The organism is Variovorax durovernensis (assembly GCF_977011995.1).
The window spans coordinates 119,941-138,607 of sequence record NZ_CDRNCW010000001.1 but is presented as its reverse complement, the minus strand read 5'-3'; the positions used below and the strand labels follow the sequence as shown (position 1 = coordinate 138,607).

Here is an 18,667-nt window from a genome sequence, read left to right as displayed (position 1 = left end):
CTTTCGTCATCGGTCGAACAGGCTCTGGATCTCGCGAGGTGTCTGGGCGTTCTGCAGCGCAAGCATAAGCAGAATGCGTGCCTTCTGGGGGCTGAGGTTGTCCGCGAAGACGGCCCCGGCAGCCTCGAGCGTGCGCCCGCCGCCCACGAAGCCGTAGACCGGCGCGACGCGCCCATTCGGCACCCGGGTCGAGACCACGACCACCACGCCCTGGCGGATCGCCGCCTCGATGGCCTCGAACATCGCCGCGTTCACGTTCCCCAGGCCCAAGGCCTGGATGACGATGCCGCGCGCACCGAGCGATGTCGCCGCCCGCACCATCGCGCCACTGGCGCCGCCGTACATCGCAACGATCTCCACGCACGGCAGGACGTCGGCGCTCACGGGCAGGTGCTGGCGGCGTGACGACGCGCGCGAGAACACGATGCGGTCCTCGTCGACGACACCGAGAAAGCCGAAGTCGCCCGACTTGAAAGACTCGACGTCGGCGGTATGGCTCTTGGTTGCCTCTCGCGCCGCATTGATCTGGTTGTTCATGACGATCAGCACGCCCTGCCCCACCGCTTCGGGTGCGATGCAGGTTCGCACGGCATTCAGGAGGTTGCGCGGCCCGTCGAAATCCGGTGCCGAGGCGTTGCGCTGCGCGCCGGTCAACACGACCGGCTTGCGGCCTGCCAGCGTCAGGTCCAGGAACCAGGCGGTCTCTTCGAGGGTGTCGGTGCCGTGCGACACGACAACGCCCGTCACCTCGGGTCGCTGCAACGCGGCGTCGACCGCGCGGCTCAGGGCGATCCAGCGCTCGGGCCCCATGCAGTCGGACGGCACGTTGGACAGGTTGTGGACTTCCAGCCTTGCAAGGCGGCCGATGCCCGGCACCGCCGCAAGCAGGTCCTCCCCGGACAACGCCGGCACCGGGGCCCGACCGACCGGGTCGACCTTCATGGCGATGGTGCCGCCGGTCGCGATGAAAACACAGGTGGGCAACACCATGTTCAAACCCGCAGATGGTCGAAGACCGTGTCGAGCGCACCGCCGGCCTTGGCATCGCCCTCGTCGACCAGTTCGCCCTGCTTGAGCACCACGTAGCGATCGGCGACCTGGAGCGCGAACCGCACGTTCTGCTCGACGATCAGCATCGTCGTGCCGCGGCGGGCGCGTTCGGCCAGCAACGCATGCGCCAGGCGATCGATCACCGAGGGTTGCAGCCCTTCGGTGATTTCGTCGAGCAGGATCACCGCCGGACGCATCATCAGGGCGCGGGCCAGCAGCAGCATCTTCTGCTCGCCACCGGACAGGGTGCCCGCGTCCTGCTGCAGCCGCGCCTTGAACACCGGAAACAGCGGCTCGATGTCGGCAAAGCGCTCACCGAACGTCGATTCGTCCACCAGGCCGAGCCGCAGGTTGTCGCGAATGCTCAGGTCGGCGAACAGCGCATTTTCTTGCGCCGCATACGCGATGCCCTGGCGTGCGATGCGGTGCGGCGGCAGCCGGGTGATGTCCTCTCCCTTCAGATGCACGGCCCCCTGCTGCTTGGGCAGGTAGCCCATCACCGTCTTCAGCAGCGTGCTCTTGCCCATGCCGTTCTTTCCGAGCAGGGCGACCGCTTCTCCGGCGGCAATGCCGAGCGACAGTTCGCGCAGCACCACGGAGGCCCGATAGCCGCTGGTCACGCCATCCAGCCTCAATGCAAGTTCGCTCATGCAACCTCCTTCGGCACGTGTGCGCTGCCGGAGTAGATGGTCTTCACCAGCGGCGAGTTGACCACCTCCTCGAAGCTGCCCTGCATCACGATCGTGCCCTGGTGCAGCACCACGATGCGGGTAGCGATCTGCTCGACAAAGTCCAGGTCGTGTTCCACCAGGAGGCAGCACAGCCGGTAGCGGTGCGCCAGCGACGACAGCACTTCGCCGATCTGCGTGCGTTCGGTCTTGGTGAGGCCCGCGGTCGGTTCGTCCAGCAGCACGATGCGCGGCTCCAGCGCCAGCACCATCGCGAGTTCGAGCGCCTGCTGTTCGCCGTGCGACAGGTCGCGTGCCACGGTGCAGAGCTTGGCGTCCAGGCCGGTGGTTCGCACGACATCGAGCGCATAGGGCGGCAGGCGCAGCGCGCGGCGTTGCCGCACGAGCGACGGCTTTTCGAGCAGGGTGCCCGCGATGCGCAGGCATTGCGCGACCGTCAGCGATTCGAAGATGTTGGCGTTCTGGAACTTGCGGCCCAGGCCAAAGCGCACGCAGGCCTCGGGCGGCAACTGGCGGATGTCATGGCCGCACAGTTCCACCGTGCCGGCACTGCGGTCCGCACCGTCGCTCATGCAGCGCATGAGCGTGGTCTTGCCGGCGCCGTTCGGACCGATCAGGCCCACCAGTTCACCGGCATGGGCCTCCAGGTCGATGCCCTGAAGCACCTTGAGCGAGCCGAAGCGCTTGGCGACCTGGTGCATGCGCAGGGCCGGCGCGGACGGCGTCTCGGTGGGGGCACTCACCGCGCGCTCTTCGAGCACCGGCATGCGCCCTGCCAGGCGCCCGAGGCCGAAAGGCTTGAGCAACACGGGCACCAGTCCCTGCGGCCACAGCACGATGACGCCCACGAACGCCAGGCCGACGATCAACTGCCAGGCGAAGGGCATGCTGCCGCTCAGGTAGGCGGTGGCCACGTTGATCAGCACCGTGCCGATCAGCGGTCCCCAGAGCGTGCCCCGGCCGCCCAGCGCCACCCAGATGATCAGCTCCGTGCCGAACGCAAAGCCCGTCAGCTCGGGCGCCACCACGCCGCTGAAACTGCCGTAGCCGAAACCGGCAATGCCGGCAACGGCGGCCATGACGACCAGCAGCGCGATCCTCACCAGCGCCGTCGGAATGCCGAGATAGGCGCAACGCGATTCGTTGTCCCGCATGGCCACCAGCACGCGCCCCGCGTCGCTGCGCACCAGCAGCCAGCCCAGCACGCCGAACAGCAGCAGCATCGCGCCGGCGATCCAATACCAGGCTTCGATGGAGAGGTCGAAGGTCTCGTAGCCGGTCAGTCCCGAGCTGGAGCCCGTCCACTGGCCGCCCGACAGCAGCAATTGCGTGAGCACGATGGGCAGCACCAGCGAAATGACGGTCGCGAAGAACGGCGACGCACCTCGATAGAACGACAGCCAGCCGACCAGCGCGCCCACGGCCGCACTGACCGCGATGGCCGCCAGCAATGCCAGCAGCACGGTCGACACGCCGAAGCCGCCGTGCGTGAAGACCAGCCCGGCCGCATAGGCGCCGATGCCGAAGAAGGCCGACTGGCCGAAGCTCAGGTAGCCGGTGTAGCCCCACAGCACATCCACCGTCAGCGCCGCGATGGCGAAGAAGAACGCCTTGACGAGGATGTTCAGCAGGTAGGTGTCGAACACCCACGGACCGGCCACGATCAATGCGACGCCCAGGGTGCCCAGCACCAGCAGGCCGCGGCCGGAACGAAGCGCCGCGCGCGCGGAAGAGGCTGGAGGAGCCGAAGGGACTGAAGACGAGGCCGAAGCCATTGCAGCGGTTTCAGCCACGGGCAAACCCCTTCGGACGGATGCGCAGCGTCACGGCCGCAAGCACCGCGATGGTCAGGCCGCCCAGCACCGGGTTTGCATAGGTGCTGACCAGCACCTGGCAGGCACCGAACACCAGGCAGGTCGCCAGGAGGCTCAGCATCGAATGGCCCGACACCATGACCAGCATGAACGCACTCACCAGCCACGGCAGGCCCATGTTCGGATCGACGCTGGACAGCGGCGTGATCATCGTGCCGGCCAGGGTGCCCAAGCCCGCGCCCAGGCTGAAGGTGATGAACCGCACGCGGCCGGCATGAATGCCCAGGCCGCTGGCCAGTTCCTCGTTCATGATCACCGCGCGCGTGCGGATGCCGAAGCGCGTGCCGTTCAGCAGCGCCGTGAGCAACAGGCACAGCGCGACGGCGATCGGCACCAGCAGCAGGCGGTAGGCCGAGTAGTCGACGCCGAACACCGACCAGGTGCCCGACAGCGGCGCGTCGACGAACTGCACCTCGCGCCCGAAGCCCATCACGATCAGCTGGCCGATGACGATGCCCAGGCCCCAGGTCGCGAGGATGGCGTCGAGCGGCCGCTTGTAGAGCGGCTTGACGATCAGCCACTCCACCAGCATGCCCGCGGCCACGCCCGCGACCAGCGCGAGCGGCCAGCTCAGCCAGGGGTCGAGCTTGAGTTGCGTCACGACATAGCTGGCGTAGCCGCCCAGCGTGAGCAATGCGCCGTGCGCGAAATTGACGATCTTCATGACCCCGAAAATCATCATCAGCCCGGCGGTGACGACGAACAGCATCGCCGCGGTAGTGAGCAGGTCCAGCAGTAGCACCATGGAAAGGTCTTCAGCGTGCGGTGACGAACGCGGTTACTTGAGGTTCGGGCACTGTGCACCCGGATCGACGTTCTTGAAAGTCTCCAGGATCTGGATCGATCCGTCGGCCTGCACGTGCCCCAGCCGCATCGACAGCTGCGTGTGACGGCTGCTGTTCATTGCGACCGCACCGCGCGGGCCGGTGTACGACACCTCGCCCAGCGCCTGCGTCACTTTGGCCGAGTCCGTCGAGCCCACCTTCTCGACCGCCGCCTTGTACAGGAAGAACGCTTCGTACTGGGGTTCGGAAAGCTCGTTGGGCGTCTTCAGGTCGGCGCCGAACTTCTTCGTCATCGCGGCGATGAATTCCTTGTTCTGCGGCGTGTCGATGCCGGTGAGGTACGAGGCCGACATGTACAGGCCCGTGGCCACGTCGCCCATCGTCTTTGCCGTGCCTTCGTCGATCGCGAGGTTGCCGTAGGGCAGCGTGAGGCCCGCGCCCTTGAGCTGCTTGGCCAGGGAAACATTGGGCGCGCCGCCGGCTGTCGCGCTGATCAGCGCATCGGGCTTCACCGAGCGGATCTTGGAAACCACCGAGGTCCAGTCGCTGCCGTCGATCGGCAGATACTCCTCGCCGACGACCTTGCCGCCCTTCTTCTCGATGTACTTCTTCGTGAACTCCAGCATGCCGCGGCCAAAGGCGTAGTCGTTGCCGACCAGGAAGAAGTTCTTTGCGCTCTTGGCGTTCGCAAAGTAATCGACCATCGGGGCAACCTGTTGCTCGGGCACCCAACCGTTCACGTACATCCAGGGGTTGCACGAGCGGCCTTCATAGAACGAGGTGTAGATGTAGGGAATCTTGCCTTTGGTGACCACGGGCAGCGCGGCATTGCGCGCGGCGCTGGTCTCCATGGCGATGATGGCCTGCACCTTCTTCTGGAAGACCAGCGTATCGAAGGCCTTCTGCGCGCCCACCGCGCCCGAGGCGTCGTCCACGATCTCCAGCTCGACCTTGCGCCCGAGAATGCCGCCGGCCGCGTTGATCTGCTCGACCGCCAGCTGCGACGACTGCACGACGGCAGGCGCGACCACGCTGTTCGCGCCCGACAGGCCGACGGCCACGCCGATGCGGATCGGATCGGCTGCTTGGGCATTCAGGGTCAGGACCAGCGCGGCGGTGCCGACCAGCGTGCCGCTGCACAGGAGGGATGTCAGTTTTTTCATGGTCAAAATCCTCGAGGGGTTCAGGTTGAGAAATCGAAGGGAGCCGTCGGCTCAGTGCCGCGGCAACGGCCAGCCCGTGCCCAGCATCGGGTCGTAGATGTCGTCGCGCCGGTCGCGCAGCACGTCGTTGAACGCGTTCAGGTGGCGAGCCCGGCGCGAGGCCTTGAGGTTGATGCGGGCATAGAGAATTTCCTCGGCGTCGTGCGAGGCGGGCCCGGCCAGCGGCCACCCCTGCGCACCCACGATGAGGCTCTGCCCGACGAAAGGCTGGCCCCGCTCGGTGCCGACCCGGTTCGCGCAAACGATGTTCAGTCCGTTGCTGTGGGCATTGGCCATGGCCAGCGTGGTCGCCATGGCCGGCCGGTCCGCCGGCTGCTCGGGCATGGGCACCCAGTTGGTGGGCATGCAGACGATGTCGACACCCTGCATCGCGAGCAGGCGGTACGTCTCGGGGAACCATCCGTCGTAGCAGATCAACACGCCCAGTCGGCCCAGCTCGGTGTGGAACACCGGCAGCCCCTTGTCGCCGGACTCGAAGAACAGATGCTCGTCGCCCCAGAGGTGCAGCTTTCGGTAGGTGCCGAGCCAGCCATTGGGGCCCAGCACCACGGCGGCGTTGTACAGGCGGTCGCCCGTGCGTTCGGCGATGCCTGCAACCACGTGAACCTTGCACCGCTGCGCCACCTCGGCCCAGGCCTGCGTGCTGGGCCCGTCGGGCACGGGCTCGGCCAGCGAGAAGGCCTCGGCGCGGCTCGCGAACACATAGCCGCTGTTGGCCAGTTCGGGCAGTACGACGATCGACGCACCTTGTGCCGCCGCTTCTTCGATCTGCCGCACCGACCGCTCGACGTTCGCCGCCGTATGCCCGACGCGCGGCGCCATCTGCACGCTCGCCACGATCAAGTCCGGGAATGCCGGGCTCGCTGAAAGTCCATCCACTGTTGCCATCTGAGCTCCAAAACGCAAAAAAGCCCTCGACCCCGCTTGCGCGTTGTTCGAGGGCTTTCATAGCCGGTATGTGAAGCAGCAATGTTGCTGCCCGCCGCACTCAAGGCCGAGTGCTGACGTGAGGCCGGAGAATAGGAGAAGGTTTCGGGCGTGTCAAACGGAATTTTCCGCGGGCCGTCGGGACCTTGTTCGGGGCTCTATTCGATGAAGCGCCGCAACCCTTCGAGGTCGATCACGGTGATCCCCCCGTACTCGATGCGAAGAAAACCCGCTTCCTTCAGCCGGTTCAGCGCCGCATTGCAGCGCTGTCGCGACACGCCCGACAGGTTGGCGATTTCTTCCTGAGAGGTCTGCAGGTGCGGCTCGCTGCCCGGGTGCAGCCACGGGTGGAACAGCCCGGCCAGCGCGCGCGCCACCTGGCTGTCAGCATCGAGCAGCCGGTGCGCCGCATAGCTGCCCATGAACCAGTGCAGCCGTTCGTTGATCTGCTGCAGCAGGAAATGGTCGAAGCCGCGCTGCGTGCGGTGCAGCCACTCGAAGGTCTCCAGCGGCAGCTGCGCCACGCGGCTGGGCCGCAGCGCAATGATGTCGGCCGAACGCGGCAGCGCGCGCAGCAGCGTGCCCTCGCCGAACCAGCTGCCCACCGACAGCCCGCCCAGCGTCACCGAGCGCCCGTCGCTCGAGGTGATCGACCACTTGAGCAGCCCTTCGAGCGTGCCGTACCAGTGCGCCGGCGTGTCGCCGCGCCGGCACAGCGCGGCACCGGGCGCCACCTCGACCTCGCGCATCTCGTCGAGCACACGCTCGCCCGCGGCCACGTCGAGCAGCGGGAACCAGGCCGAGCCTTGCAGCAGCTGGGGGATGGTCAGCGATGCCGCCTTGATGGCCGGCTTCGTGGTGGGCATGAAATGAAAGCTCCTGCGCGGACGGGCCGCGCCTCGTAAACCCTGATCCCAAATGTCATCGCAATGACTGCCCGGGTGACGGCAGCCAAAAATAATAGCGCGCTTCCCACAGGAGAAATCGCATGTCGAAGCGCAAAGTGATCGTGACCATCGCCCCCACCGGCGGCATGGCGCACAAGTCGCAGAACCCCCACCTCCCCACCCAGCCCGCGGAGATTGCCGCCGACGTGCTGCGCTGCTGGAACGCCGGCGCCAGCGTGGTGGCCATCCACGCCCGCCGCCCCGACGACGGCGCCACATGCAATGCCGACGTGTACCGCGACATCAACAGCCGCATCCGCGCGGGCGGCAGCGACATCGTCATCAACAACTCCACCGGCGGCGGCGTGCACGGCGACATGGTGAAGCCGCTGGCCGGCGACCGCTGGGAGATTGCCTGGGAAGAACGCATCAAGGGCATGGATGCCGGCGCCGAGATGTGCACGCTCGACGCGACCACGCTCAACCTGAGCTTCGAGGGCAAGCAGATCCTGATGGACACGCCCATCACCCGGGGCCGCGAGCTGGCCGCCGGCATGAAGGCGCGCGGCATCAAGCCCGAGTGGGAGGTGTTCAGCCCCACGCACATCCTGCAGGACACGACCACGCTGATCCAGGAAGGCCACGACGACGAGCCCTACTTCATCAACCTGGTGATGAACGTGCACCGCAACTTCCAGAACGCGATGCCGTACTCGCCGCGCTTCCTGCAGATGATGGTCGACACCCTGCCCAAGGGCAGCATCTTCTGCGTGAGCGGCATCGGCCCCTCGCAGCTCGAAGCCAACGTGGCGGCGCTGCTGCTGGGCGGCCATGCGCGCGTGGGCCTGGAAGACAACCTCTACTTCCGCCAGGGCGAGCTGGCCACCAACGTACAGCTCACCGAACGCATCGTGCGGGTGATCCGCGAGCTAGACATGGAAGTGGCCACTCCGGCAGAGGCACGCCAGATGATGGGCCTGCCGCGCACGGGCACGCCGCGGCCCGAGTTCGCATTGGGCTGAACCGGCACTCACAAGAACAACGAACGGAGACAAGAGCACATGAACCTATCCCGCACAGCACTGGCCCTGGCGCTCGGCACCGCGTTCGCCGCGAGCGCCTCGGCCCAGGTGTCCGACGACGTGATCCGCATCGGCTTCATCAGCGATATGTCGGGCATCTACCGCGACTACGACGGTCCGGCCGGCGCCGAGGCCATCCGCATGGCCATCGCGGACATGGGAGGCGCCATCGGCGGCAAGAAGATCGAGCTGGTCACGGCCGACCACCAGAACAAGCCCGACATCGCCGCCGCCAAGGCTCGCGAATGGTTCGACGTGCAGAAGGTCGACATGCTGATCGGCGGCGTCAACTCGGGCGCGGCCATTGCCATGGCCGGCGTGGCGGCGGACAAGAAGAAGCCGTACTTCGTGGTGGGCTCGGGTGCGTCGAGCCTCACCAACGAGTACTGCTCGCCCTACACGGTGCACTACGCCTACGACACGGTGGCCATGGCCCGCGGCACGGCAAGCGCGGTGGTCAAGGCCGGCGGCAAGAGCTGGTACTTCGTGGCGGCCGACTACGCTTTCGGCGCGGCGCTGCAGAACGACGCGACCAAGACCGTGCTGGCAAGCGGCGGCACGGTCGCGGGTTCGGTCAAGCACCCGCTGGGCGCGAGCGATTTCTCGTCCTTCATGCTGCAGGCACAGAACTCGAAGGCGCAGGTGCTGGCTCTCGCCAACGCGGGCGGCGACACGGTGAACGCCATCAAGTCGGCCGCGGAGTTCGGCCTTGGCAAGAACATGAAGCTGGCGGGCATGATCATCACCATCAACGACGTGCATGCGCTGGGCCTGAAGACATCGCAGGGCATGTACCTCACCGACAGCTGGTATTGGAACCAGAGCCCCGAGTCGCGCGAGTGGTCGCGCCGCTTCTTCGACAAGCACAAGCGCATGCCCTCCTCCTTCCATGCCGGCGACTACTCTGCCGCGCTGCAGTACCTGCAGGCGGTGAAGGCCGCGGGCAGCGACGATGCCGACAAGGTGATGGCGCAACTGCGCAAGACGAAGTTCAACGACATGTTCGTCAAGGGCGGCTGGCTGCGCGACGACGGGCTGATGGTGCACGACATGCACCTGATGCAGGTGAAGACACCGGCCGAGTCGAAGGAGCCATGGGACTATTACAAGGTGGTCGAGCCGATCCGCGGCGAGGCCGCATGGACGACCAAGGCGGAGAGCCGCTGCACGCGGTGGAAATCGACATGAGCACATTCCTGGACGTGAAGCGCGTGGCGGTGGTCGGCACCGGCGTGATCGGGGCAAGCTGGGCCGCGTACTTTCTGGCGCATGGCCTGGACGTGAACGCGACCGATCCGTCGCCCGGAGCCGAAGAGCGGCTGCGCGCGGCGGTGGCGCAGCACTGGCCCACGCTGGAGCGCTTCGGCCTGGCGCCGGGTGCTTCGGTCGACCGGCTGCGCTTTCACGACAGCCTGGAAGACGCCGTGTCGGTGGCCGACTTCGTGCAGGAGAACGGCCCCGAGCGCATGGATTTCAAGATCGACCTGTTCCGCCGCATGGACGCAGCGGCGCCGCCGGAGACCATCCTTGCGTCGAGTTCATCGGGCCTGGCGATCAGCGGCGTGCAGTCGGGCTGCGCGCATCCGCAACGCGTGGTGCTGGGGCATCCGTTCAACCCGCCGCACCTGATTCCGCTGGTGGAGGTGATCGGCGGCGAGCAAACTTCGGCCGAGGCCATCGAACGCACGATGGCGTTCTATGCGGCCATCGGCAAGCGGCCGATCCACGTGAAGCGCGAGGTCAAGGGCCACATCGCGAACCGGTTGCAGGCTGCGTTGTGGCGTGAGGCCTTTCACCTGGTCAATGAAGGCGTGGCGAGCGTGGCCGACATCGACACGGCCATCGCGCACGGCCCCGGCTTGCGCTGGGCGGTGATGGGACCGTTCATGAACCTGCACCTGTCGGGTGGCGTGGGCGGCATCGAGCATGTGCTGGCGCATCTGGGCGGACCGATCGAGGACTGGTGGAAGGACCTGGGCGCGCCGTCGATGACGGCGGAGCTGAAGCAGAAGGTGAAGGAAGGTGTGGACGAGGAGCTGGGGCAACGCCGCACGGCGGACCTCGAAACGGTGCGCGACACCCTGCTGTCAGACCTGATTCGCGCGAAGGCTGATAGCGGCAAGCTTGAATAGGTCGAGGCCTTGCTTGGCTCTTGTCGTGCTGTGAGCGGCTTGTTCGGGGCGCGCTCACGCCGACGGGGTACCTTGCTCCGCGAATGTCCCCCGGGCTTCGCCCTCCTCCTTTATTTCGCTGCGCAAGGCACCCCATCGGCGTGATCGTTGTACAGAGCGGTCGTTGATCGGCCAGCACGAGAGCCGCGCTCGTTGTGCACAGGGCACCGGGTGCTCCCCGCAGCGAAATAAAGGAGGAGGCCGCAGGCCGGGGGACATTCGCGGAGGGGAGTACCCGGTGGCCTGTGCACGCACCCCGAACAAAACCCGGAACAAAAAATGACCGACTTCCTCAACGACGAAAACCTGATCGCCCCACCCCGCACGGTACGCATCGACTTCGACGACGGCTCTTTCGCGCTGCGCTCGCCGGTGGCGCTGAAGCCCTATGCGCGCTGCATCGGTGAATGGATAGAACGCTGGGCGCGCGAGACACCCGACGCGCTGGCGCTTGCCGAGCGCGACGAGACCGGCGAAGGCTGGCGCAAGCTCGACTACCGTGCATTGCGACAGGCCGTGGGCTCCGTCGCGCAGGCGCTGCTCGACATGAAGCTGCCTGCAACCCAACCGGTGGTGATCCTCTCGGACAACGCCATCGACCACGCGGTGCTGATGCTCGCGGCCATGCACGTGGGCCACACCGCTTGCTCGCTTTCCAGCGCCTACTCGCGCATGGCGAAAGACCCGTCGCGGCTGCACGGCATGCTGCAGGCGCTGAAGCCGGCACTCATCTATGCATCGGACGCCAGGGTCTATGGCGGCTCGCTCGCTGGCTGCGGCTTGGATGCGGTCACGGTGTTCAGCCGCAATGCCGATGCGCATCCGGGCGCAATCGCGTTCGAACAGTTGCTCGCGGTACAAGAGACGCCCGCAGTCATGCAGGCCTTCGCCAACGTGCTGCCCGACACGCACGCCAAGTACCTGCTGACCTCCGGCTCCACCGGCAAGCCCAAGGTGGTCATCAACACCCACCGCATGCTGTGCGCCAACCAGCAGATGATGGCGCAGACCTGGCGCTTCCTCGCGCAAGAGGCGCCGGTGCTGGTCGACTGGCTGCCCTGGAGCCACACCTTCGGCGGCAACCACAACCTGCACATGGTGCTGTGCCACGGCGGCGCGCTCTATATCGACGAGGGCCGGCCCGCGCCGGGCCTGATCGAGAAGACCGTGCGCAACCTGCGCGAGGTGAAGCCCACGCTGCTGTTCAACGTCCCGCGCGGCTTCGACATGCTGCTGCCTTTTCTCGAAGCCGACGACGCGCTGGCCGCCGAGGTTTTCTCGCGGCTGCGGCTCGCGTTCTACGCGGCGGCGGCGCTCGCGCCTTCCACATGGCAGCGGCTCGAAGCCGTGGCGAAGCGCGTGCGGCCCACGCGGCCGTTGTGGCTCACCACCTCATGGGGCGCGACGGAGACTTCGCCCGCCATCACCTCCGCGCACTGGAAGCTCGACGGGGCCGGCTGCATCGGCGCGCCGCTGCCTGGGCTGGAGCTGAAGTTCGTGCCCAACGGCGAGAAGCTGGAGATGCGCGTCAAGGGTGTCTCGGTGTTCCCCGGTTATCGCGACGCGCCGCGCGAAACCGCCGATGCCTTCGACGCAGAAGGCTACTACCGCATCGGCGATGCCGGCTATCTCGCGAACCCGGCGCAGCCCGCGCACGGCGTGATCTTCAACGGCCGCGTGGCGGAAGACTTCAAGCTCTCCAGCGGCACCTGGGTGTCGGTGGGCACGCTGCGCGTGAAGCTGGTGTCGATGCTCGCGCCGCATGCGCAGGACGTGGTGCTCACCGGCCACGACCGCGACGAGATCGGCATGCTGGTATTCGCGAGCCCGCAAGGCGCCGCGCTGCCGCCGGAGGCCATGGGCGAGCGCATCGCCGGCGTGCTGCGTTCGCTGCGCGACGAGGGCGCGGGCTCCTCGCAGTGCCCGGCCTGCGCGCTGGTGCTGGCGGAGCCGCCGAGCCTCGATGCGGGCGAGATCACCGACAAGGGCTACATCAACCAGCGCGCGGTGCTGACGCGGCGCGCGGCCGAGGTGGAACGGCTGCACGCTCGCGTACCTGCGGGCGATACGCAGGTGGTACGGATCGGCGCCTGATTGCCCGGCGAGGGCAGGCAAATGCTCAGGCCTGCTCGAACAGCTCCAGCAGCGTGTTCTTCAGCCAGCGGTGCAGCCCCGAGGTCTCGTTGCGCTGGTGCCAGAACAGCTCGATGATGCGCGGCGGCGCCTCCAGCGGCACGGGCATCTTGCGCAAGCCGGTCAGGCGCGGAGGCTCGAACTTCTCGGACCATGGCAGCACGGCGATCAGGTCGGAGCGGCGCACCACTTCGTATGCCGCGCCGTAGTGGTTCACCGTTGCGACCAGGTTGCGCTGCAGTCCCCGGCTGCGCAGGAACAGGTCGTAGGTCGGCGTGGTCTTGCCGACCAGGCTCACGTCCACATGGCGTGCGGCAAGAAACTTCTTCAGCGGAATCCTTTCCGCGCGCGCCAGCGGGTGGCCGGCACGCATGATGCAGACGAAATCGGGCGACCACAGCGCCCGTGACTTGAGGAACGCCGGCCGCCGCACCTCCTCGTTGTAGACGCTGATCGCGAAGTCGGCCTTGTTGTCGGCCAGCACCGGGCCGAAGTCGACCAGCGTGTTCGGAATGGCATGGACCTGCATCGAAGGCGCGACCTTGCCCAGCCGTTGCGCCAGCCGCGGCACCACGATGGAGGCCACGTAGTCGGACATGGCGATGCTCACGCTCGCGGTGCTGCGCAGCGCGTCGAACTGCTCGACGTCCATCGTCGCGCGGATCGCGTGCAGCGACTGCGACAGCGGCTCCCACAGGTCGATGGCGCGCCGCGTCGGGTTGACGCCCACGCCGCTGCGCACGAAGAGCGGATCGTCGAAGGTGTCGCGCAGCCGGCGCAGCGCGTTGCTGACCGCGGGCTGCGTCAATGACAGCTTGCTGGCCGCGCGCGTGACGTTGCCCTCGGTCATGAGGGCCTCGAACACCTTCAGCAGGTTGAGGTCGGCATTGCGGTAGTTCATCGCGCGTCCTCTTCGTCCATTCATTCACTGGATCAATAAACACAATCACGCATATAAATTTGTCGTGATATCCCTCCCGATCCTACGATCTGCCGCTTCTCTGCACCACCGAAGTCGAGGGATTCACATGACCATGCTGTCGGCCCGCATCGAGCGCCTGCCGTTCTCCGGTTTCCATCGGCGCCTGCTCCTCATGGGAGGACTGGGCTACACCTTCGACGCGATGGACGCCGCGGTGATCGCCTTCGTGCTGCCGGTGCTGCGCACCGAATGGGGGCTCAGCAGCGTGCAGATCGGCGTGCTGGCCAGCGCGAACTTCATCGGCTTCTTCTTCGGCGCTCTCGCATCCGGCACCTGCGGCGACTTGTTCGGGCGGCGCGTGGTGATGATGTCGGCGCTGGCGATCTACTGCGTGGCGTCGCTCTTCAGCGGCATGGTCGACAGCTGGACGGTGTTCCTCGGGCTGCGCATCGTGGCCGGCTTCGGCGCCGGCGCCGAAAGCGCGATCATCGCGCCCTACCTGTCGGAGTTCGTGGCGCGCCGCTACCGGGGCACCTTCACCGGCGCGCTGGCGGGCTTCTTCTCGTTCGGCTTCGTGGCGGCGGCGCTGCTGGGCTATTTCATCGTGCCGGCGCACCCGCAAGGATGGCGCATCGTCATCTTCATCACCGCGATGCCGGTGCTGCTGCTGCTGTGGTGGCGCCGCGCGCTGCCTGAATCTCCGCGCTGGCTGGAAAGCCAGGGGCGGCAGGCCGAGGCCGGGACCATCGTGGACGCCATGGAGGCCGACGCCGCGCAGCGCGGCCTTGCGCTGCCCGCGCTCAACGCGGAAGACGTGGCCGCGCCGCCGCCCAGCAACAGCCGCGGCAGCCTGCTGAAGAACTACGCCACGCTGGTCTCCGCCAAGCTCATCCGCATCAGCACCATGACCTGGCTGATGTGGCTGGCGATCACCTTCAGCTACTACTCGTTCTTCACCTGGATTCCGAGCCTGCTGATCCAGAACGGCATGACGATCACCAAGAGCTTCGGCTACTCGCTGGTGATCTACCTCGCGCAGATTCCGGGCTACTTCTCGGCCGCGTGGCTCAACGAGAAGATCGGCCGGCAGGCCACCATCGTGAGCTACATGCTGCTGGGTGGGCTCTCCGCGCTGGGCCTGGCCTTCACGCACAGCGACGGGCAGATCATGGCGGCGGGCGTACTGCTGTCCTTCTTCATGAACGGCACCTATGCGGGCGTCTATGCCTACACGCCGGAGGTTTTTCCGACACAGGTGCGCGCGACCGGCTCCGGCCTGGCGTCGGCCATCGGGCGCATCGGCGGCATCACGGCGCCGATCCTGGTCGGCTTCATCTATCCGGCGCTGGGCTTCGCGGGCGTGTTCGGCATGACGACGGCAGTGCTGCTGCTGGGCGCGGCGGCCGTCACCTTCATGGGCATCCCGACGCGCGGCCGGTCGCTGGAAGACATTGCGGCAGCCGAACTTTCCTGACTCAGAGCATCCATGCAACCCAAGCTTCTCGATGAATCGCTGTCGGCCGTCGCGCGCGCGCACGCCGACACGCAACAACCCCAGGCCACCTTCGACGCACTCGAGCAGGCGGTGGCCGCGACCATCGGCCACAGGCTCTTCACCATCCTGGTGCACCACCGCGAGGCGCGCGAGTCGGAACGCATCTACACCAACATGCGCGAGGCCTACCCGGTGGGCGGGCGCAAGCCGATCACCGATTCGCCGTGGATGCAGCAGGTGATGCAGCGCGGCCTGCCCTACATCGGCCGCAACGCCGACGACCTGCGCGACGTGTTCTACGACCACGAACTCATCGTTTCGCTGGGCTGCCGCAGCGTGCTGAACATTCCGCTGCGCTGGCGCGGCGAGACGCTGGGCACGCTCAACATGCTGCACGAGGAAAACTGGTACGACACCGGGCACGTCGAACTCGCGCGCGTGTTCGCGCAACTGGCGCTGCCGGCCGTGATGGCGCAACAGACCAAGGAGTCCATGGCATGACGAACACGGTGCTTTTCAGGAACGCCAACCTGCTCGACCCGCAGCGCCCCGAATTGCTGGAAGACCACCACATCCTGGTCGAAGACGGCGTGGTCCGCGAGGTCTCCGACAAGCCGATCCACAGCGCCTCGGCGCGCACGATCGACGTGAAGGGCAAGACGGTGATGCCCGGCCTCATCGACCTGCACGTGCATGTGATCGCGGTGGAGCTCAATCTATCGCGCCAGGTGCATATGCCCAACGTGCTCATCACGCTGCGCAGCGTGCCCATGCTGCGCGGCATGCTGCGCCGTGGCTTCACCACGGTGCGCGACGCGGGCGGCGCGGGCTTCGCGTTCAAGCAGGCGGTGGAATCGGGGCTGGCCCAAGGGCCTCGCCTGTTCGTCTCCGGCCGCGCACTGAGCCAGACCGGCGGGCACGGCGACATGCGCGCGCGCTCCGACTACCTGATGAGCAACGACGGAGCGTGTGCCACCTGCGTGCGCGTCGGTGCGCTGGCGCGCGTGGTCGACGGCGTGGACGCGGTGCGCCGTGCCGTCCGCGAAGAGCTGCAGATGGGCGCGGACCAGATCAAGATCATGGCCTCCGGCGGCGTGGCCTCGCCGACCGACCCGGTGGGCGCCTTCGGCTACAGCGAGGACGAGATCCGCGCCATCGTGGCCGAGGCGCAGGCGCGCGGCACCTATGTGATGGCGCACGCCTACACCGCCGAAGCCATTGCACGGGCCGTGCGCTGCGGCGTGCGCACCATCGAGCATGGCAACCTTGTCGACGCCCCCACGGCCGAACTCATGGCGCAGCTCGGTGCCTACGTAGTGCCAACGCTCGTCACCTATGACGCACTGGCCAACGAGGGCGAGAGCTTCGGGCTGCCAACGGAAAGCGTGGCCAAGGTGGCCAGCGTGCGCGAGGCCGGCCTGCGCTCGCTGGAGATCTACAAGGCGGCCGGCGTGAAGATGGGCTACGGCTCCGACCTGCTGGGCGAATCGCAGCGCCTGCAGAGCGACGAGTTCCGCCTGCGCGCCGAGGTGCTGTCGCCGGCCGAAGCCATCGCCAGCGCAACGACGGTCGCGGCCGAGGTGCTGGGCATGAGCGACCGCCTGGGCCGGTTGGTGCCGGGCGCGCTGGCCGACATCCTGGTGGTGGACGGCAACCCGCTGCGCGACGTCGGCTGCCTGCTGGGCCAGGGCGAGCGCATTCCGCTGGTCATGAAGGAGGGCGTGGTGCAGTTCGACGAACTGGGCACCGTCCACTGAAGGGCTACGGCAGCGCCAGCCACTTGCGCCAGAGGACCAGTGCCTTGTCCTGGTAGCGGCGGGTGGCGGCGAGCAGCTCGGCGCGCGGCTCGGGCGACATGAGTTCGGCCGGCAGCAGCGGATCGCGGATGAGGTGCGCGATCACGGCGCGCCCCAGCAGCAGCGACTCGCGCGTCGCCACTTCGAGCCGCTGGGTGCGCAACCGCTTCTCGCTGCGTTCCAGGCCCGTCTGCAGGCGGCGGCAATCGGCCGTCAGGACGCGCACGTTCCACAGCTTGCGCGCGGCGGCCTGCGCGGCATCGTCCAGGTCGGCCAGCCGGAACACCAGCGCGCTGGACGAGAGCCCCAGGGCCGCAAGCTGCACACGCTCGCCCTCCAGCCCGCCCGCGAGGTTGTCGGGCCGGATGTGCAGCCCCGGCCGCAGCGCCGCAAAGCCGCGCAGCGACAGCGCCAGGGCGTGGTGGCGCCAGGCCGTCTTGTCGGCACGCGGCACGCCGGCGTCGTGCACGGCGAGCCAGTCACCGTGCCATGCGACGGTCTGCGCCTGCTTGTGCCGCCAGTCATCGACTGCGCGCGACAGCGCCGGGCCCTTGCGGTTGAGCGCGTAGCTGCCTCGCTCGCCGCGCGCGATCTTGCCCTCGGCCGCGAGCCGCGTGAGGCCCACGCGCAGCGTCGATTCGCCGATGCCCATGAGCTCGCCCGCGCGGCACAGCGCCTGCGAACTCAGCGTGCCGCCGTCGGCCACCAGCAGGTCGAGGATCAGCTCCGGCGCGCTGGGGATGGCCACCGGCACATTACATACTTTGTCCATAATTGCGAAAGAGAGAAATATTTCCTAGGATGCAGCCGAGCGATCGCTAATGTAATTTAGCCCGAAAGGATGCACACATGGCCATGCAGTACGTGACGTACGACGTGGACCGCACGGTCTGCACCATCACGCTGAACCGCCCGGAAAAGCGCAACGCGGTCGACGGCGTCGTGGCCGCCGAACTGCGCCAGGCCTTCGAGCGCTTCGAGGCCGACGACGCGCTGCGCGTCGCGGTGCTGACCGGCGCGGGCGGCAACTTCTGCGCAGGCGCCGACCTGTCGGCCGTGGGCGAACCGGCCCGGCGCAACGAGCTCGACCCCGAAGGCGGCGGCAGCGGCCCGATGGGGCCGACGCGCATGGCGCTGTCGAAGCCGCTGATCGCGGCAGTGAACGGCTATGCGGTGGCGGGCGGCCTCGAGCTCGCGCTGCTGGCCGACCTGCGCGTGGCCGACGACGACGCGGTGTTCGGCGTGTTCTGCCGCCGCTGGGGCGTGCCGCTGATCGACGGCGGCACGGTTCGGCTGCCGCGCATCGTGGGCATGGGGCGCGCGCTCGACATGATTCTTTCGGGCCGTCCGGTGGGCGCGCCCGAGGCGCTGGCGATGGGCCTGGTCAACCGCGTGACGCCGCCCGGCCGCGCGCTGGCCGCCGCGCAGGAACTGGCCCACCAGCTCGCCGCCTTCCCGCAGCAATGCATGCTGGCCGACCGCCGCTCCGCCTACGGGCAGTGGGACATGCCGCTGGCCGAAGCGCTGCGCCGCGAAGGCGCCCAAGGCGTGCCGATGGTCTTTGCCGAGGGCGAAACCGGCGCCGCGCGTTTTGCCGGCGGCGCGGGCCGCCACGGCGAGTTCGGGCGCTGAA

17 protein-coding genes are annotated in these 18,667 nt (G+C 67.6%); 8 read left to right on the top strand and 9 right to left on the bottom strand.

Going from position 1 to position 18,667, the window contains the following annotated elements; genetic code table 11:
- Positions 1-6 precede the first annotated feature (6 nt).
- The 7 genes from ACWV14_RS00625 to ACWV14_RS00595 all read right to left on the bottom strand — a co-directional run bounded on the left by ACWV14_RS00625 (position 7) and on the right by ACWV14_RS00595 (position 7,414).
- Positions 7-990 (bottom strand): asparaginase, encoded by a 984-nt coding sequence (locus tag ACWV14_RS00625; protein WP_454901810.1) that lies wholly within the window; start codon positions 988-990, stop codon positions 7-9.
- Positions 991-992: 2 nt separating this feature from the next.
- Entirely contained in the window at positions 993-1,700 is a 708-nt protein-coding gene (locus ACWV14_RS00620; protein ID WP_454901808.1) for an ABC transporter ATP-binding protein, read from the bottom strand.
- Complete coding sequence (locus ACWV14_RS00615) at positions 1,697-3,514, bottom strand: ABC transporter permease subunit (protein WP_454905976.1); 1,818 nt, start codon at positions 3,512-3,514, stop codon at positions 1,697-1,699. The genes ACWV14_RS00620 and ACWV14_RS00615 overlap by 4 nt, the downstream gene beginning before the upstream one ends.
- 10 nt (positions 3,515-3,524) lie before the next feature.
- Positions 3,525-4,358 (bottom strand): ABC transporter permease subunit, encoded by an 834-nt coding sequence (locus tag ACWV14_RS00610; protein ID WP_435486551.1) that lies wholly within the window; start codon positions 4,356-4,358, stop codon positions 3,525-3,527.
- Between the two features lie 33 nt (positions 4,359-4,391).
- Positions 4,392-5,561, bottom strand: a complete 1,170-nt coding sequence (locus ACWV14_RS00605) for a substrate-binding protein (RefSeq protein ID WP_454901806.1) — start codon at positions 5,559-5,561, stop codon at positions 4,392-4,394.
- A 51-nt stretch (positions 5,562-5,612) separates the two neighbouring features.
- Positions 5,613-6,509 (bottom strand): nitrilase family protein, encoded by an 897-nt coding sequence (locus ACWV14_RS00600; RefSeq protein WP_454901804.1) that lies wholly within the window; start codon positions 6,507-6,509, stop codon positions 5,613-5,615.
- Between the two features lie 197 nt (positions 6,510-6,706).
- Positions 6,707-7,414, bottom strand: a complete 708-nt coding sequence (locus tag ACWV14_RS00595) for a Crp/Fnr family transcriptional regulator (protein ID WP_454901802.1) — start codon at positions 7,412-7,414, stop codon at positions 6,707-6,709.
- 122 nt (positions 7,415-7,536) lie between these two features.
- Here ACWV14_RS00595 and ACWV14_RS00590 point away from each other — a divergent pair, with 122 nt between their 5' ends.
- The 4 genes from ACWV14_RS00590 to ACWV14_RS00575 all read left to right on the top strand — a co-directional run bounded on the left by ACWV14_RS00590 (position 7,537) and on the right by ACWV14_RS00575 (position 12,782).
- On the top strand, positions 7,537-8,457 hold the full coding sequence (locus tag ACWV14_RS00590) for a 3-keto-5-aminohexanoate cleavage protein (protein WP_454901800.1): 921 nt from the start codon (positions 7,537-7,539) through the stop codon (positions 8,455-8,457).
- A gap of 39 nt (positions 8,458-8,496) precedes the next feature.
- The gene (locus ACWV14_RS00585) at positions 8,497-9,705 is read left to right on the top strand and encodes an ABC transporter substrate-binding protein (protein WP_454901798.1); all 1,209 of its coding nucleotides are present in this window, start codon (positions 8,497-8,499) and stop codon (positions 9,703-9,705) included.
- Positions 9,702-10,649, top strand: a complete 948-nt coding sequence (locus tag ACWV14_RS00580) for a 3-hydroxyacyl-CoA dehydrogenase NAD-binding domain-containing protein (protein ID WP_454901796.1) — start codon at positions 9,702-9,704, stop codon at positions 10,647-10,649. The genes ACWV14_RS00585 and ACWV14_RS00580 overlap by 4 nt, the downstream gene beginning before the upstream one ends.
- A 318-nt stretch (positions 10,650-10,967) precedes the next feature.
- Positions 10,968-12,782 carry a feruloyl-CoA synthase gene (locus ACWV14_RS00575; protein WP_454901794.1) on the top strand — a complete coding sequence of 605 codons (1,815 nt, stop codon included), beginning with the start codon at positions 10,968-10,970 and terminating at the stop codon, positions 12,780-12,782.
- Positions 12,783-12,807: 25 nt separating this feature from the next.
- Here ACWV14_RS00575 and ACWV14_RS00570 read toward each other — a convergent pair whose 3' ends face one another.
- Complete coding sequence (locus tag ACWV14_RS00570; RefSeq protein WP_454901792.1) at positions 12,808-13,722, bottom strand: LysR substrate-binding domain-containing protein; 915 nt, start codon at positions 13,720-13,722, stop codon at positions 12,808-12,810.
- Positions 13,723-13,849: 127 nt separating this feature from the next.
- Here ACWV14_RS00570 and ACWV14_RS00565 point away from each other — a divergent pair, with 127 nt between their 5' ends.
- Genes ACWV14_RS00565 through ACWV14_RS00555 form a run of 3 tightly spaced genes read left to right on the top strand, consistent with a single transcriptional unit; the run spans position 13,850 to position 16,995 of the window.
- Complete coding sequence (locus ACWV14_RS00565; protein WP_422088982.1) at positions 13,850-15,217, top strand: MFS transporter; 1,368 nt, start codon at positions 13,850-13,852, stop codon at positions 15,215-15,217.
- 12 nt (positions 15,218-15,229) lie between these two features.
- On the top strand, positions 15,230-15,739 hold the full coding sequence (locus ACWV14_RS00560; protein ID WP_454901790.1) for a GAF domain-containing protein: 510 nt from the start codon (positions 15,230-15,232) through the stop codon (positions 15,737-15,739).
- Positions 15,736-16,995 (top strand): amidohydrolase family protein, encoded by a 1,260-nt coding sequence (locus tag ACWV14_RS00555; RefSeq protein WP_454901788.1) that lies wholly within the window; start codon positions 15,736-15,738, stop codon positions 16,993-16,995. The genes ACWV14_RS00560 and ACWV14_RS00555 overlap by 4 nt, the downstream gene beginning before the upstream one ends.
- Positions 16,996-16,999: 4 nt before the next feature.
- Here ACWV14_RS00555 and ACWV14_RS00550 read toward each other — a convergent pair whose 3' ends face one another.
- A complete protein-coding gene (locus tag ACWV14_RS00550) occupies positions 17,000-17,806 on the bottom strand; it encodes a PaaX family transcriptional regulator (protein WP_454901786.1) in 807 nt (268 codons plus the stop codon).
- A 77-nt stretch (positions 17,807-17,883) separates the two neighbouring features.
- Between ACWV14_RS00550 and ACWV14_RS00545 the strand changes: the two genes are divergently transcribed.
- Positions 17,884-18,666 carry a crotonase/enoyl-CoA hydratase family protein gene (locus ACWV14_RS00545; protein WP_454901784.1) on the top strand — a complete coding sequence of 261 codons (783 nt, stop codon included), beginning with the start codon at positions 17,884-17,886 and terminating at the stop codon, positions 18,664-18,666.
- Position 18,667: the final 1 nt, after the last annotated feature.